We start from the raw sequence: 13,270 nt of genomic DNA, 5'->3' as shown, positions 1-13,270 counted from the left end.
AGCCCCCACGCTCGGCACTGACGTGTCCTCGCTGCCCCCCGAGGGGGGGGCGCTCATGCCCGAACTTCTGCTGGATGTGCACGGCCTGAGCGTCGCCTTCGCCGGCAAGGAAGTGGTGCGCGGCCTCGATTTCCAGATCGCGCCGGGGGAGAAGGTGGCCCTGGTGGGCGAGTCCGGGTCCGGCAAGACCGTCACGGCGCTGAGCCTCTTGCGCCTGTTGCCCGAGGCTGCCGTGAGCGGCGCCGCCCGCTTCCAGGGCAGCGAGGGCGCGGCGGACCTGCTGACCCTGCCCGAGCGCGAGTTGCGCGGCGTGCGTGGCCGCGACATCGCCATGATCTTCCAGGAGCCCATGACGGCCCTGAACCCGCTGTACACCATCGGCGACCAGATCACCGAGGTGCTGCAGCTCAAGCTGGGCCTGGACCGTGGTGCGGCGCTGGCACGGGCCATCCAGCTGCTGGCCGACACCGGCATTCCGGAGCCGGCACAGCGCGTGGCGGCCTACCCGCACCAGCTCAGCGGCGGCCAGCGCCAGCGCGCCATGATCGCCATGGCCCTGGCCTGCCAGCCCAGGCTGCTGCTGGCCGATGAGCCGACCACGGCGCTGGACGTTGCCCTGCGCGGCCAGATTCTGGACTTGCTGGACGGCCTGCAGGAAAAACATGGCATGGCCGTGCTGATGATCACCCACGACCTGAACCTGGTGCGGCGTTTTGCCAGCCGGGTCATCGTGATGGAGGGCGGGCGCATCGTGGAGCAGGGGCCGGTGGCCGAGGTCTTTGCCCGTCCGCAACATCCCTACACCCGCAGCCTGATCGACAGCCGCCCGGTGCGCGACGTGCAGGAAGTGCCCCAATTGGCCGGGGCCCCGGCCCTGATGCAGGCGCGGGGGCTGCGGGTGGGCTACCCCGTGCCTATCCCCGGCCTGCGCGGCTGGTTCCGCCGCGGCGAGTTCGTGGCGGTGCAGGGGGCCAGCTTCAGCATTCCGCCCGGCCACACCCTGGGGGTGATCGGCGAATCGGGCTCGGGCAAATCGACCCTGGCCCTGGCGGCCCTGGGCCTGCTGCCGTTCCGGGGAGAACTGCAGGTGGACGGCCAGGCCTGGCAGGGCCGGCCGGCGCTGGACAAAGCCTTGCGCCGTGTGGTGCAGGTGGTGTTCCAGGACCCGTTTTCCTCGCTGTCGCCGCGCCTGACCGTCGAGGAGATCGTGGGCGAGGGGCTGACCATCCATGCGCCGATGCTCTCAAAAGAGGAGCGCAAGGCCAAGGTCGAAAGCGCGCTGGAGGAGGTGGGTTTGACCGAGGTCCAGTTCCCGGGGCTGCTGCAGCGCTACCCGCACGAGTTTTCCGGTGGCCAGCGCCAGCGCCTGGCCATTGCCCGGGCATTGATCGTCGAGCCGCGCCTGATCGTGCTGGACGAGCCCACCAGCGCGCTGGACGTGACCATCCAGAAACAGGTGCTGCAACTGCTGCAGCGCCTGCAACGCGAACGGGCCCTGAGTTACCTGCTGATCACCCACGACGTGGACGTGATCCGGGCCATGGCGCACGAGGTGCTGGTCATGAAGGGCGGCGACATCGTCGAGTCCGGCCCGGTTTCGGTTTTGCTGGACGCCCCGGCCCACCCCTACACCCGGACCCTGGTGCAGGCGGCGGCCTGAAAATCGCCGCTTGCTGCCAAGCCGGCGATTTCGATAAAACGAGCCGGCCCGGGCTCATTTTTCCTTGAAAATCAAGGGTCTAATCCCGATTTTCGAGTACAATTCGGCAATTCTCGACCAAACGGGCGGATTACCAACCGCCCTTTTTTTATGGTCGAACGCTTTTTGATGGCCAGGGAAGGGCAACGTTGACACTGCAGCAAATCGTCGAACAGACCGTGACCGGTTTCGGTTACGACCTGGTGGAGATCGACCGCTCCGCCGGGGGATTGCTGCGCGTGACGATCGACCTGCCCTGGGATCCTCAGGCAGGCGAACGTTTCGTCAACGTCGAGGACTGCGAGAAGGTCACACGCCAGCTGCAGTATGCGCTGGAAGTCGATGGCATCGAATACAAGCGGCTCGAGGTGTCCTCGCCGGGTATCGATCGCCCGCTGCGACACGAAAAGGATTTCGAGCGTTTTGCCGGCCAGGTGGTCGACATCACGCTCAAGGCGCCGATGGGTGCGGCAGCGGCCGGCCAGGTCAGCGCCAACCGCAAGAAATTCCGCGGCACGCTCGAACGCGTGAACGCTGCCGACGGCAGCATGGGCTGGCAGATCGTCTGGAGCGACGCGCCGGCACCCAAGCCCGGACAGAAGGTGAGCAAGAAGCGTGAAGCCCCGCCGTTGCAGGCGCTGGGTTTCACACTGGACGAATTGCGCGAGGCGCGTCTGGCGCCGATCGTGAGCTTCAAGGGCCGCGATGCGGCCACAGGTCATTGAAGGTATTGGAGGTTAGAGGCATGAATCGCGAACTGTTGATGCTGGTGGAAGCCATTTCCCGCGAAAAGAACGTCGAACGTGACGTGGTCTTTGGTGCGGTCGAATCGGCTCTGGCGCAAGCCACCAAGAAGCTGTACGAAGGCGACGTGGACATCCGCGTGGCGATCGACCGCGACAGCGGCGTCTATGAGACCTTCCGTCGCTGGCACGTCGTTCCCGACGAGGCCGGTCTGCAACTGCCCGACCAGGAAATCCTGCTGTTCGAAGCCAAGGAGCAGATTCCCGACATCGAGGTCGACGAGTACATCGAGGAAGCCGTCGAGTCGCTGCCGATCGGCCGCATCGGCGCCATGGCTGCCAAGCAGGTCATCCTGCAGAAGATCCGTGACGCCGAGCGCGAGATGCTGCTCAACGACTTCATGTCGCGCGGCGAGAAGATCTTCGTGGGCACCGTCAAGCGCATGGACAAGGGCGACATCATTGTCGAGTCCGGCCGGGTCGAAGGCCGCCTGCGCCGCGGCGAGATGATCCCCAAGGAAAACCTGCGCACCGGCGACCGCGTGCGCGCCATGATCATGGATGTGGACCTGACGCTGCGCGGTGCCCCCATCATCCTGTCGCGCTCGGCCCCCGAGTTCATGATCGAGCTGTTCCGCCAGGAAGTGCCCGAGATCGAGCAGGGCCTGCTGGAGATCAAGTCCTGCGCCCGTGACGCCGGTTCGCGCGCCAAGATCGCCGTGGTGTCGCATGACAAGCGCGTCGACCCCATCGGCACCTGCGTCGGCGTGCGCGGTACCCGTGTGAATGCCGTGACCAACGAGCTCGCCGGCGAGCGCGTGGACATCGTGCTGTGGAGCGAAGACCCGGCCCAGTTCGTGATCGGTGCGCTGGCCCCGGCCAATGTGCAGTCCATCGTGGTGGATGAAGAGAAGCACGCGATGGACGTGGTGGTGGACGAGGAAAACCTGGCCATCGCCATCGGCCGCGGCGGCCAGAACGTGCGCCTGGCGTCCGACCTGACCGGCTGGAAGATCAACATCATGGACGCGGCCGAATCGGCCCAGAAGCAGGCCGATGAAACCGGCTCGCTGCGCTCGCTGTTCATGGCCAAGCTCGATGTGGACGAGGAGATCGCCGACATCCTGATCGCCGAAGGCTTCACCAGCCTGGAAGAAGTGGCCTACGTGCCCCTCCAGGAGATGCTGGAGATCGAGTCCTTCGACGAAGACACCGTCAACGAACTGCGTGCCCGTGCCAAGGACGCCCTGCTGACGATGGAGATCGCGCGTGAGGAAAGCGTCGAGGAAGTGTCGCAGGATCTGCGCGACCTCGAAGGCCTCACGCCCGAACTGATCGCCAAGCTGGCCGACGGCGGCGTGCATACGCTGGATGACCTGGCCGACCTCGCGGTCGACGAGCTCACCGAGATCACCGGCCAGTCCGAGGACGAGGCCAAAGCCCTGATCATGAAGGCGCGCGAACATTGGTTCACCAATGAAGCCGCTGCTCAAGAGTCATCGTCATGAAAAAATAAGTTCAGTCAAGGCTGGCCCCTGCCCTCCGGGCGGGTCATGCCCTAGCTAAAGGTCCCATCACAAATGTCCAGTACGACCGTCGCCGAGTTTGCAACCGAACTCAAGAAGTCAACCGATACCCTGCTTGAGCAGCTCAAGTCCGCCGGCGTGCCCAAGGCTTCCGCCGCCGACACGCTGACCGATGCCGACAAGCAGCGCCTGCTGGGTTTCCTGCAGGCCAGCCACGGCACGGCCACGGCCGAGCGCAAGAAGATCACGCTGACCAAGAAGTCGACCACCGAGATCAAGCAGGCCGACGCCAGTGGCAAGGCCCGCACCATCCAGGTCGAAGTCCGCAAGAAGCGCACCTTCATCCGCCGTGAAGACGGCAGCGATGTGGTCGAGGGCGGCGGCGCCGAGCCGGTGGAAGAAGCCCCGGTGGTGGCCAGCGCACCGGCGCCCGCGGTGGACAACGCCGAACTCGTGCGCCGCGAGGAAGAAGCACGCCGCCAGGCCGAGCTGATCCGCCGCCAGGAGGAAGATCTGGCCGAGAAGCGCCGCCAGCGCGAGGAAAGCGAAAAGCGCGAGCGTGAAGCCGAAGAGCGCGCCGCCAGCTACGCCGCGACGGAAGACGAGAAAAAAGCCCAGGCTTCGACCAGCAAGGCCGAAGCCAGCGCCGAGGCTGCCGATGCCGCCGCCGCGCGTGCAACAGCACAGGCCGAGGCACGCGAGAAAGCCGCCGCCGAATCGAAGGCGCGTGCCGACGAAGAGGCCGCACGAGCGCTGGACCTGAACGACCGCCGCCGCAAGGCCGAGGCCGAAGCCGCGGCCATCCGCTCCATGATGGCGACACCGGCCAAGAAGGCACCGCCCCCGCCGCCGCCCAAGAAGGAAGAGCCGAAGGCTGCCATGAAGGGCACCCTGCACAAACCGGCGGCTGGCAGCACGGTCGCCAAACCGGCCAAACCCGCTGGTACCGGTGCCGCAGCACCCGCTGGCGCCGGCAAGGAAGTCAAGTCGGCCAAGCTCTCCAGCAGCTGGGCCGGAGATCCGGCCAAGAAAAAGGCCATCCCCACCCGCGGCGACACCAGTGGTGGCGTTGGCCGCAGCAGCTGGCGCGGTGGCCCGCGCGGCAAGCGCGGTCACGACCGTGATGATCAGCATGCCCAGGCCGCACCGGTCGAAGCCCGCGTCGTCGAGGTGCATGTGCCCGAGACCATCACCGTGGCCGAGCTGGCGCACAAGATGGCGGTCAAGGCCTCCGAGGTGATCAAGCACCTGATGAAGCTGGGCCAGATGGTCACCATCAACCAGCCGCTGGACCAGGACACGGCCATGATCGTGGTCGAGGAAATGGGCCACAAGGCCATCGTGGCGGCGCTGGACGATCCGGAAGCCTTCACCGACGAGGAAGTGTCGGAGCAGCACGGCGAATCGCTGCCGCGCGCGCCGGTTGTGACCGTCATGGGCCACGTCGACCACGGCAAGACCTCGCTGCTGGACTACATCCGCCGCGCCAAGGTGGCCGCGGGCGAGGCCGGCGGCATCACGCAGCACATCGGCGCCTACCACGTGGAAACGCCGCGCGGCATGATCTCCTTCCTGGACACCCCGGGTCACGAGGCCTTCACGGCCATGCGTGCCCGTGGCGCCCAGGCGACCGACATCGTGATCCTGGTGGTGGCCGCCGACGACGGCGTCATGCCGCAGACCCGGGAAGCCATCAAGCACGCCAAGGCGGCCGGGGTTCCCATCGTCGTGGCCATCAACAAGATCGACAAGCCCGATGCCAACCCGGACCGCGTGAAGCAGGAACTGGTGGTGGAAGAGGTGGTGCCGGAAGAATTCGGCGGCGACTCGCCCTTCGTGCCCGTGTCGGCCAAGACCGGCCAGGGCATCGATGCCCTGCTGGAACAGGTGCTGCTGCAGGCCGAAGTGCTGGAGCTCAAGGCCCCGGTCGATGCCATGGCCAAGGGCCTGGTCATCGAGGCCAAGCTGGACAAGGGCCGCGGTCCGGTCGCCACCGTGCTGGTGCAGACCGGCACGCTCAAGACCGGCGACGTGGTGCTGGCCGGCCAGACCTATGGCCGCGTGCGCGCCATGCTGGACGAAAACGGCAAGCCGATCAAGTCGGCCGGGCCGTCCATTCCGGTGGAAATCCAGGGCCTGACCGAAGTACCGCAGGCGGGTGACGAGTTCATGGTGCTGTCCGACGAGCGCCGTGCGCGCGAGATCGCGACCTACCGGGCCGGCAAGTTCCGCAATACCAAGCTGGCCAAGCAGCAGGCCGCCAAGCTGGAAAACATGTTCACCGACATCTCCGCCGGCGAAGTCAAGACGGTGCCCATCATCGTCAAGGCCGACGTGCAGGGCTCGCAGGAAGCGCTGGCCGCCTCGCTGCTCAAGCTCTCGACCGAGGAGGTCAAGGTGCAGCTGGTCTATGCCGCCGTCGGTGGCATCAGCGAGTCCGACGTCAACCTGGCGATCGCCTCCAAGGCCATCATCATCGGCTTCAACACCCGGGCGGATGCCGGGGCGCGCAAGCTGGCCGAAGGCAACGATGTGGAGATCCGCTACTACAACATCATCTACGACGCCGTCGATGAGTTGAAAGCGGCCATGTCGGGCATGCTGGCACCGGAGAAACGCGAAGAGGTCATCGGCATGGCCGAGATCCGGACCGTGTTCGTCGCCTCCAAGATCGGCACGGTGGCTGGTTGTATGGTCACCGCCGGTTATGTCACCCGCAGCGCGCATTTCCGCCTGCTGCGCGACAACGTGGTCATCTACACGGGCGAGCTGGACTCCCTCAAGCGCATGAAGGACGATGTGCGCGAGGTCAAGGAAGGCTTCGAGTGCGGTATCAAGCTCAAGAATTACAACGACATCAAGGAAAACGATCAGCTCGAGTTCTTCGAGGTCAAAGAGATCGCCCGTACGCTGTAAACCATGCCGGCCAAAAAGTCATCCACTCCGAACCGCGGCTTCAAGGTCGCCGATCAGATCCAGCGCGATCTGACGGAGTTGATCGCGCGCGAGTTGAAAGATCCACGCGTGGGCATGGTGACGCTCCAGGCCGTGGAGGTCACCCCCGACTATGCGCATGCCAAGGTCTACTTCAGCGTGCTGATCGGTGACCCGCAGGAAACGCAGGATGCCTTGAACCAGGCCGCCGGTTTCCTGCGCAACGGCCTGTTCAAGCGCTTGCACATCCACACCGTCCCGACCCTGCATTTCCTGTTCGATCGCACCACCGAGCGGGCTGCCGACATGAACGCCCTGATCGCGCAGGCTGTCGCGTCGCGTTCCAAAGACGAGGGGTGAGCATGCAAGCGCCACGCACCAGGGTGCAACGGCGCCCTGTGCATGGGGTGCTCTTGCTGGACAAACCGCTCGGACTCTCGAGCAACAACGCGCTGCAGAAGGCCAAGTGGCTGCTGCGCGCTGAAAAGGCGGGCCACACCGGCACGCTGGACCCGCTGGCCACCGGCGTGCTGCCGATCTGCTTTGGCGCCGCCACCAAGTTCAGCCAGCTTCATCTGGATGCCGACAAGACCTACGAGACCACCGTGCGTCTGGGTGTGCGCACCAGCACGGCCGATGCCGAGGGCGAGGTCATCGAGACCCGTGCCGTGAACTGCACCCTGGGTCAGGTGGTCGAGGTGCTGGACCGGTTCATGGGGCCGATCCGTCAGGTGCCGCCCATGCACAGCGCGCTCAAGAAGGACGGCAAGGCCCTTTACGAATATGCCCGCGAGGGCGAGACCGTGGAGCGCGAGCCGCGCGACGTGGTGATCCACGAGCTGGAACTGCTGGACGTCCAGTTGCAGGGCGACGAGCCTTTCCTGCGCCTGCACGTGAAGTGCAGCAAGGGCACCTACATCCGGACCCTGGGCGAGGACATCGGCCAGGCCCTGGGCTGCGGCGGCCACCTGGTGGCGCTGCGACGCATCGCCACGGGCCCCTTCGACCAGACCCAGTGCGTGACCCTGGAAGGGCTGGAAACGCTGGCCGAGGCCGAGCGTCCGAAGCAGCTCCAGCCGGTCGACGTGCTGCTGCCCGGTCATGCCAGCGTCACGCTGGATCCCGAGAATGCGGGTCGTTTCCTCAGCGGCCTGCGCCGGCGCGGCAGCTGGCCGGATGCCGACCTGGTGGCCGTGTACGGCGACCAACCCCATGCCCTGCTGGGCACCGCCCATGTCAAGGCGGGTGAACTCATACCCGGGCGTCTGTTGAGCCCTATCGAAATCCAACAAATCCTGGAAAGCCAACCATGAGCCATAAACAGATCCGCAACATCGCCATCATCGCCCACGTCGACCACGGCAAGACCACCATGGTCGACCAGCTGCTGCGCCAGTCGGGCACCTTCGCCGAACACGAAAAGGTGGTCGATACCGTGATGGACAACAACGCCATCGAAAAAGAACGCGGCATCACCATCCTGGCCAAGAACTGCGCCGTGACCTGGGAAGGCACGCACATCAACATCGTCGACACCCCCGGCCACGCCGACTTCGGCGGCGAGGTGGAGCGTGCCCTGTCCATGGTGGACGGTGTGGTGCTGCTGATCGACGCGCAGGAAGGCCCGATGCCGCAGACGCGCTTCGTGACCAAGAAGGCACTGGCCCTGGGGCTCAAGCCCATCGTGGTGGTGAACAAGGTCGACAAGCCGGGCGCCAACCCCGACAAGGTGGTCAACGCCGCCTTCGATCTGTTCGACAAGCTGGGCGCCAACGACGAGCAGCTGGACTTCCCCGTCGTTTACGCCTCGGGCATCAACGGCTGGTCTTCGCTGGAAGAAGGCGCACCGGGTGAGCAGTGGGGCCCCGACATGTCGGCCCTGTTCAACACCATCCTCAAGCACGTGCCGTCCCAGAAGGGCGACCCGGCCGCGCCGCTGCAGCTGCAGATTTCCGCGCTGGACTTCTCGACCTTCGTGGGCCGTATCGGCGTGGGCCGCATCAGCCAGGGCACGATCAAGCCCGCCATGGACGTGCTGGTCATGGAAGGGCCGGACGGCAAGACCGTCAAGGGCCGCATCAACCAGGTGCTGACCTTCCAGGGCCTGGAGCGCGTGCAGGCCACCGAGGCCGGCCCGGGTGAAATCGTGCTGATCAACGGTATCGACGAGATCGGCATCGGCGTGACCATCACCGATCCGGCCAAGCCGGCACCGCTGCCCATGCTCAAGGTCGACGAGCCGACCCTGACCATGAACTTCTGCGTCAACACCAGCCCGCTGGCTGGCCGTGAAGGCAAGTTCGTGACCAGCCGCCAGATCTGGGACCGCCTGCAGAAAGAGCTGCAGCACAACGTGGCCCTGCGCGTCAAGGAAACCGACGAAGAAGGTATTTTCGAAGTCATGGGTCGCGGCGAACTGCACCTGACCATCCTGCTGGAAAACATGCGTCGCGAAGGCTACGAGCTGGCCGTGTCCAAGCCGCGCGTGATGTTCAAGGAAATCAATGGTGAGAAGTGCGAGCCGATCGAGCTGGTGACAGCCGACATCGAAGAGCAGCACCAGGGTGGCGTGATGCAGGCCCTGGGCGAGCGCAAGGGCGAGCTGGTCAACATGGAGCCGGATGGCCGTGGCCGCGTGCGCCTGGAGTACCGCATCCCGGCGCGTGGCCTGATCGGTTTCTCCAACGAGTTCCTGAACCTGACCCGTGGTTCCGGCCTGATCTCCAACATCTTCGACGGCTACGAGCCGCACAAGGGCGACATCGGCGGCCGCAAGAACGGCGTGCTGATCTCCATGGACGCCGGTGAAATCTTCACTTACGCCCTGGGCAAGCTGGACGACCGCGGTCGCATGTTCGTCAAGGCCAACGACCCGGTGTACGAAGGCATGATCGTCGGCATCCACAACCGCGACAACGATCTGGTGGTGAACGCCACCCGCACCAAGCAGCTGACCAACTTCCGGGTGAGCGGCAAGGAAGACGCGATCAAGGTCACGCCCCCGATCGATTGCACGCTGGAGTACGGCGTGGAATTCATCGAGGACGATGAACTGGTCGAGATCACGCCCAAGTCGATCCGGCTGCGCAAGCGTTACCTGACCGAGAACGAGCGCAAGCGCGCCGGCAAAAATTTCTAACCCCCTGAATCGGCCTGCGACCGCTATCCCCCAAGGGGGACAACGCCAGCGGCCCGGCAAAGCCGGTTCCGCGGCGTTCCCCGACTGTGGGATGAGCGCGCCGTAGATCCTTTCGCTCCGGCAGACGGAAGACATGAAGCTCACACACCGGCGTGCCGTCTGGCTGATGGTGGCGGTGACCCTGATGTGGTCGATCGCCGGGGTCGTGACGCGCCAGCTGGAGGCAGCGCGCAGCTTCGAAGTCACCTTCTGGCGCAGCTTCTTCACGGCGCTGACGCTGCTGCTCATCCTGGCGCTTTGGCGAGGGCCCGGCGTCTGGCGTCAGCTGCGCACGGCGCCGGCGGCGCTGTGGTGGTCCGGCCTGTGCTGGGGCGCCATGTTCACCTCCTTCATGCTGGCCCTGACCATGACCAGCGTGGCCGGGGTGCTGGTGATCTCGTCCCTCAATCCCCTGTTCACCGCACTGCTGGCATGGGCCTTCCTGCGCCAGCGCATCGCCTGGTTCACCTGGGTCGCCATCGCGCTGGCCGGTGTGGGCATGGTGTGGATGTTCGGCAGCCAGCTCGAAAGTGGTAGCTGGCAGGGCATGGTGGTGGCCCTGTTCGTGCCGCTGACGGCGGCCATCAACTGGATCGTGGTGCAGCATGCGCATGCCCAGGGGCAGGACGTGGACCTGGTGCCTTCGGTGCTGGTCGGCGGCGTCCTCTCGGCGCTGGCCACGCTGCCGCTGGCCTGGCCCTTGCAGGCTACGGCGCACGACATCGGCCTGCTGGCCCTGCTGGGCGGGGTGCAGCTGGCCATTCCCTGTACCCTGCTGGTGATTTGTGCACGCGTGCTCAAGGCACCCGAGATCTCGCTGCTGGCCCAGCTGGAAATCCTGTTTGGCATCCTGCTGGTCTGGATTGGCGCGGGGGAACGGCCCGGCCTGGCCGTGCTGCAGGGCGGAGCGCTGGTGCTGTTCGCCCTGCTCGCCAATGAATGGATGGCCTGGAACAAGAAACGATGAAACATACGATCACCTACACCTGTCCCGAGGTGCAAACCGAGGTCCGCGGCCAACTGGGCTGTATCACGCTGAACCGCCCGCGTGCGCTTAATGCCCTGTCCCTGCCCATGATCCGCGCCCTGGCGGCGGCATTGCTGGCCTGGCGCGACGATCCGGCCGTGGCCGCGGTGGCGATCCGCGGCATGGGCAAGGAGGGCGCTTTTGGCGCCTTCTGCGCCGGCGGCGACATTCGCTTCTTCCACCAGGCCGTGCTGCGCGGCGACGCCGAGCTGGAGGACTTCTTCACCGAGGAATACGCCCTCAACCACCTGATCCACCACTACCCCAAGCCCTACATCGCCTTCATGGATGGCGTCGTCATGGGCGGCGGCATGGGTCTTAGCCAGGGCGGTGCCCTGGCAGACCCTGCGGGTGTATGTGAAGGCGCGGCCCGGGCAAGCCCGTCCGCGCGTGTCCCAGGCGCGAGGCTGCGCATCGTGACGCCGCGCACGAAGATGGCCATGCCGGAAACGAACATTGGTCTCTTCCCCGATGTCGGCGGCGGCTGGTTCCTGGCGCGTTGCCCTGGCCATGGCGGCGAATGGCTGGCCCTGACCAGTGAAGTCATTGGCGCCGGCGATGCGCTGGCGCTGCAACTGGCTGATGCCTGCTTCGATGCAGCGCGTATCTCCGAGGCCTGGGATACCCTGGCCGGGCTGACCCGTTTCGATGCGACCAGCCTGCAGGTCTGGCAAGCTGCGTATGGCGCTGCCGCGCCAGCAGCCGTGCTGCCGCTGGACACCATAACCCGCTGCTTCAGTCAGCCTGACGTGCTGCGTATCGTGCAGGCGCTGGAAAAGGAGCCCGGCGAGTGGGCTGCAGCCACCGTGCAGGCCCTGCGCACGCATTCACCGCTGATGCTGCAGGTGACGCTGGAGCAGATCCGCCGCGGGGCCGGCATGTCGCTTGCCGACGAGCTGCGCATGGAGCGCGACATGGTGCGCCACTGCTTCAATACACGCCACCTCGATCGCTTCATGACAGCGACCGACACCATGGAGGGCATCCGTGCCCTGGTGATCGACAAGGACCGCATGCCGAAGTGGAGCCCGGCCCGGCTGGAAGACGTAAGACCCGAGATGGTGGCCGGCTTTTTCATCTCGCCCTGGCCGGCCCACGCGCATCCGCTCAAGGGGCTTCAATAAGAAAAGCCGCGGCTGACCGCGGCTTTCTGGTGCGCGGTCTGGCGCTCTGATCCGCCGGCCCGGCTGGTGGGGGCGATGCTTACTTGGCGACGTTCCAGTTACCACCCACGCCGTCGCCCAGCTTGTCGCCCGGCTTGGTGTCTTTGGCGTAGAAATAGAGGGGTTGCCCCTTGAAAGCCCATTGCTGGCTGCCATCGGCGCGAATGACGATGGTGAATTCCTTGCTCGGGTGCTTGCCGGCGGCGACCGTCAACGGGGGCCAGTTGATGGCGCACTGGTCATAGCATTCGGACATGCCGGTGTTCTTGCCGTCCTTCTTGAAGGTATAGAGGGTCATGCCGCTGGGGCCGACCAAGGTGCCGTCGGCAGCCTGGGTGGGCATGCTGCCGGACGAGGTGCCGAGGGTGCCGCAGGCGGTCAGCAGGGTGGCAGCCGCGAGGGCGGCGAGAAGTGCTAGCGATTTTTTCATGGACATACTCCTAGGGTTGGACGACACCTCGCAGTGAGCCGAGGCGCCCCTCGTTTGTATGTCAGCAGTGTTTCAATTTCGTGTCAGCGCTGGCGTGACTTCATGGCGCGCTCCACCTCGCGCTTGCCCTCACGGTCCTTGATGGTGTCGCGTTTGTCGTGCTCGGCCTTGCCCTTGGCCAGGCCGATCTCACATTTGATCTTGCCGTTCTTCCAGTGCAGGTTGAGCGGCACCAGGGTGTAGCCCTTCTGCTCGACTTTGGCCGAAAGGCGGCGGATCTCGTCTTTTTTCAGCAGCAGCTTCTTGGTCCGCACGGCATCCGGGCTGACGTGGGTGGAGGCGGTCTTGAGGGCGTTGATCTGACAGCCGATGATGTACATCTCGCCCTCGCGGATCACGACATAACCGTCGGTGAGCTGGACCTTGCCTTCACGGGCGGCCTTGACTTCCCAGCCCTGCAGCACCATGCCGGCCTCGAAGCGTTCCTCGATGAAATAATTGAAGACGGCCTTCTTGTTGTCGGCAATGCGGGCAGATGTTTCGGGTTTTTTGGCCATGGAGATCAGGTGA

Annotated in this window: 11 protein-coding genes; 9 read left to right on the top strand and 2 right to left on the bottom strand. The window is 65.4% G+C overall.

The features are described from left to right. Positions 1-55: 55 nt before the first annotated feature. The 9 genes from HTY51_RS07660 to HTY51_RS07620 all read left to right on the top strand — a co-directional run bounded on the left by HTY51_RS07660 (position 56) and on the right by HTY51_RS07620 (position 12,231). Positions 56-1,660 (top strand): ABC transporter ATP-binding protein, encoded by a 1,605-nt coding sequence (locus tag HTY51_RS07660; RefSeq protein WP_174254204.1) that lies wholly within the window; start codon positions 56-58, stop codon positions 1,658-1,660. A 188-nt stretch (positions 1,661-1,848) separates the two neighbouring features. Further along, on the top strand, positions 1,849-2,424 hold the full coding sequence (rimP, locus tag HTY51_RS07655) for a ribosome maturation factor RimP (protein WP_174252187.1): 576 nt from the start codon (positions 1,849-1,851) through the stop codon (positions 2,422-2,424). Positions 2,425-2,444: 20 nt separating this feature from the next. Further along, a complete protein-coding gene (gene nusA, locus HTY51_RS07650) occupies positions 2,445-3,950 on the top strand; it encodes a transcription termination factor NusA (protein WP_174252186.1) in 1,506 nt (501 codons plus the stop codon). A 72-nt stretch (positions 3,951-4,022) separates the two neighbouring features. Beyond that, positions 4,023-6,884 (top strand): translation initiation factor IF-2, encoded by a 2,862-nt coding sequence (infB, locus tag HTY51_RS07645; protein WP_174252185.1) that lies wholly within the window; start codon positions 4,023-4,025, stop codon positions 6,882-6,884. Positions 6,885-6,887: 3 nt separating this feature from the next. Beyond that, positions 6,888-7,262: a 30S ribosome-binding factor RbfA gene (gene rbfA, locus HTY51_RS07640; protein ID WP_174252184.1), complete on the top strand. Its 375-nt coding sequence runs from the start codon at positions 6,888-6,890 to the stop codon at positions 7,260-7,262. Positions 7,263-7,264: 2 nt separating this feature from the next. Beyond that, complete coding sequence (gene truB, locus HTY51_RS07635) at positions 7,265-8,215, top strand: tRNA pseudouridine(55) synthase TruB (protein WP_174252183.1); 951 nt, start codon at positions 7,265-7,267, stop codon at positions 8,213-8,215. Continuing rightward, a complete protein-coding gene (gene typA / locus HTY51_RS07630; protein ID WP_174252182.1) occupies positions 8,212-10,041 on the top strand; it encodes a translational GTPase TypA in 1,830 nt (609 codons plus the stop codon). Before truB ends, typA begins: the two co-directional genes overlap by 4 nt. A gap of 133 nt (positions 10,042-10,174) precedes the next feature. Beyond that, positions 10,175-11,047, top strand: coding sequence for a DMT family transporter (locus HTY51_RS07625; RefSeq protein ID WP_174252181.1), 873 nt, complete (start codon positions 10,175-10,177; stop codon positions 11,045-11,047). Further along, positions 11,044-12,231 carry an enoyl-CoA hydratase/isomerase family protein gene (locus HTY51_RS07620; RefSeq protein ID WP_174252180.1) on the top strand — a complete coding sequence of 396 codons (1,188 nt, stop codon included), beginning with the start codon at positions 11,044-11,046 and terminating at the stop codon, positions 12,229-12,231. The genes HTY51_RS07625 and HTY51_RS07620 overlap by 4 nt, the downstream gene beginning before the upstream one ends. 79 nt (positions 12,232-12,310) lie before the next feature. Here HTY51_RS07620 and HTY51_RS07615 read toward each other — a convergent pair whose 3' ends face one another. Both HTY51_RS07615 and smpB read right to left on the bottom strand, forming a co-directional pair. Next, positions 12,311-12,700 carry an ATP-binding protein gene (locus HTY51_RS07615; protein WP_174252179.1) on the bottom strand — a complete coding sequence of 130 codons (390 nt, stop codon included), beginning with the start codon at positions 12,698-12,700 and terminating at the stop codon, positions 12,311-12,313. Between the two features lie 83 nt (positions 12,701-12,783). Next, a complete protein-coding gene (smpB, locus tag HTY51_RS07610; protein ID WP_174252178.1) occupies positions 12,784-13,257 on the bottom strand; it encodes an SsrA-binding protein SmpB in 474 nt (157 codons plus the stop codon). Positions 13,258-13,270: the final 13 nt, after the last annotated feature.

Source organism: Rhodoferax sp. BAB1, assembly GCF_013334205.1.
GTDB lineage: Bacteria > Pseudomonadota > Gammaproteobacteria > Burkholderiales > Burkholderiaceae_C > Hylemonella.
This window is presented reverse-complemented; position numbering and strand designations above follow the sequence as displayed.

What these genes read in the sequence shown, in the direction of transcription:
- typA (WP_174252182.1), top strand. Translation starts at nt 8,212, where the DNA reads ATGAGCCATAAACAGATCCGCAACATCGCCATCATCGCCCACGTCGAC.
- truB (WP_174252183.1), top strand. Translation starts at nt 7,265, where the DNA reads ATGCAAGCGCCACGCACCAGGGTGCAACGGCGCCCTGTGCATGGGGTG.
- nusA (WP_174252186.1), top strand. Translation starts at nt 2,445, where the DNA reads ATGAATCGCGAACTGTTGATGCTGGTGGAAGCCATTTCCCGCGAAAAG.
- rbfA (WP_174252184.1), top strand. Translation starts at nt 6,888, where the DNA reads ATGCCGGCCAAAAAGTCATCCACTCCGAACCGCGGCTTCAAGGTCGCC.
- HTY51_RS07660 (WP_174254204.1), top strand. Translation starts at nt 56, where the DNA reads ATGCCCGAACTTCTGCTGGATGTGCACGGCCTGAGCGTCGCCTTCGCC.
- smpB (WP_174252178.1), bottom strand. Translation starts at nt 13,257, where the DNA reads ATGGCCAAAAAACCCGAAACATCTGCCCGCATTGCCGACAACAAGAAG.
- infB (WP_174252185.1), top strand. Translation starts at nt 4,023, where the DNA reads ATGTCCAGTACGACCGTCGCCGAGTTTGCAACCGAACTCAAGAAGTCA.
- HTY51_RS07620 (WP_174252180.1), top strand. Translation starts at nt 11,044, where the DNA reads ATGAAACATACGATCACCTACACCTGTCCCGAGGTGCAAACCGAGGTC.
- HTY51_RS07615 (WP_174252179.1), bottom strand. Translation starts at nt 12,700, where the DNA reads ATGAAAAAATCGCTAGCACTTCTCGCCGCCCTCGCGGCTGCCACCCTG.
- HTY51_RS07625 (WP_174252181.1), top strand. Translation starts at nt 10,175, where the DNA reads ATGAAGCTCACACACCGGCGTGCCGTCTGGCTGATGGTGGCGGTGACC.